At 41.1% G+C, this 1533-nt stretch carries 1 protein-coding gene; it reads left to right on the forward strand.

What is annotated here, in order from left to right; genetic code table 11:
* Positions 1-63 precede the first annotated feature (63 nt).
* Complete coding sequence (ltrA, locus tag FYJ75_RS14250) at positions 64-1476, forward strand: group II intron reverse transcriptase/maturase (RefSeq protein WP_075680656.1); 1413 nt, start codon at positions 64-66, stop codon at positions 1474-1476.
* Positions 1477-1533: the final 57 nt, after the last annotated feature.

The raw sequence follows: 1533 nt of genomic DNA on the forward strand, positions 1-1533 counted from the left end.
AAGCCATAGTAAACCGATGGCTTAAGACATCGGCGAAGGGCTGAACTTTAGGAGACACAAGCAATGAATGTAACTGAAAGTAGATTTAAGAACAGACAACTTCATATGGAAGACTATCTGCAAATGGTATCTGCGGAACAGAAAGAGTATGCAGAAGTGTTCGACTACTCTAAGATTACTGAAAAGAGCGGTGTCATCACAGACTATTGGACGAACAATCTTCTGGATCTGATTTTGCGAAAAGACAATCTTAACAACGCCTATAAGCAAGTCAGGAAAAACAAAGGAAAAGGCGGAATCGATGGTATGCAGGTGGATGAACTTCTGCCCTTCCTTAGAGAAAACCAGGAATCCTTAATCCAGGAGATAAGGGAAGGAAAATATAAACCTACCCCGGTTCGAAGGGTAGAAATACCCAAGGAAACAAAAGGCGAGTTCAGAAAGCTTGGAGTTCCAACTGTTGTTGACAGAGTTGTACAACAGGCAATAGCACAGGAACTCTCGCCAATCTATGAGGAGCAATTCTCAGAGAACAGTTTTGGATTCAGGCCAAAGCGAGGAGCACACGATGCCCTTAGACAATGCCAAAAGCATGTAAACGATGGTTATGTATATGTGGTAGATATGGACTTGGAAAAGTTCTTCGACACCGTATGCCAGAGTAAGCTGATAGAAGTATTGTCAAAAACCATCAAAGATGGCAGAGTGATATCTTTAATACACAAATACCTGAATGCGGGAGTAATCGCAAATGGAATGTTTGAACGTACAGAGGTCGGTATGCCACAAGGTGGTCCGCTTAGTCCGTTACTTAGTAATGTAATGCTAAATGAGTTGGACAAGGAACTGGAACGTAGAGGACATAGATTTGTCCGCTATGCAGATGACTGTATGATTTTTTGCAAAAGCAGGAAAAGTGCAGAAAGAACCTTAGAAAACATTATTCCGTTTATAGAAGGAAAACTATTCCTCAAAGTTAATCGGAAGAAAACAGAGGTGGCACACATCAGCAAGGTCAAGTATCTTGGCTATTCCTTTTATAGACATAAGGGAAAATGCAGATTAAGAATACATCCAAAGTCGGTAATTAAGATGAAAGACAAAATCAGAGAACTCACCGACCGAAATAAAGGCATTAGCAATGAAGTACGTGAGAAGAAATATCAAGAGTATGTGCAAGGCTGGGTGGAATATTTCAGGCTGGCAGACATGAAAGGACTTCTCATAAAAACGGATGAATGGGCAAGACGGAGAATCCGAGCAGTCTATTGGAAACAATGGAAGAGAATCAAGACAAAATATCGAATGCTGAAAGCGCTGGGGCTAGAAGATTGGAAAGTCAAGGAACTTGCTTATAGTAGAAAAGGTTACTGGAGAATGGCGAAAGCCTTGAACCAAATCTTTTCAAAGAAAATAATAGCCAAGCTGGGATATACATCCATGCTTGACTATTATCTAATAGTTAGTGAAAACTAAAGAACCGCCCTGGTACGGAACCGTATGCCGGGTGGTGTGGGAGGACGGTAAATAAAA

Source organism: Roseburia porci, from assembly GCF_009695765.1.
Taxonomy (GTDB): Bacteria; Bacillota; Clostridia; order Lachnospirales; family Lachnospiraceae; genus Roseburia; species Roseburia porci.

What these genes read in the sequence shown, in the direction of transcription:
- ltrA (WP_075680656.1), top strand. Translation starts at nt 64, where the DNA reads ATGAATGTAACTGAAAGTAGATTTAAGAACAGACAACTTCATATGGAA.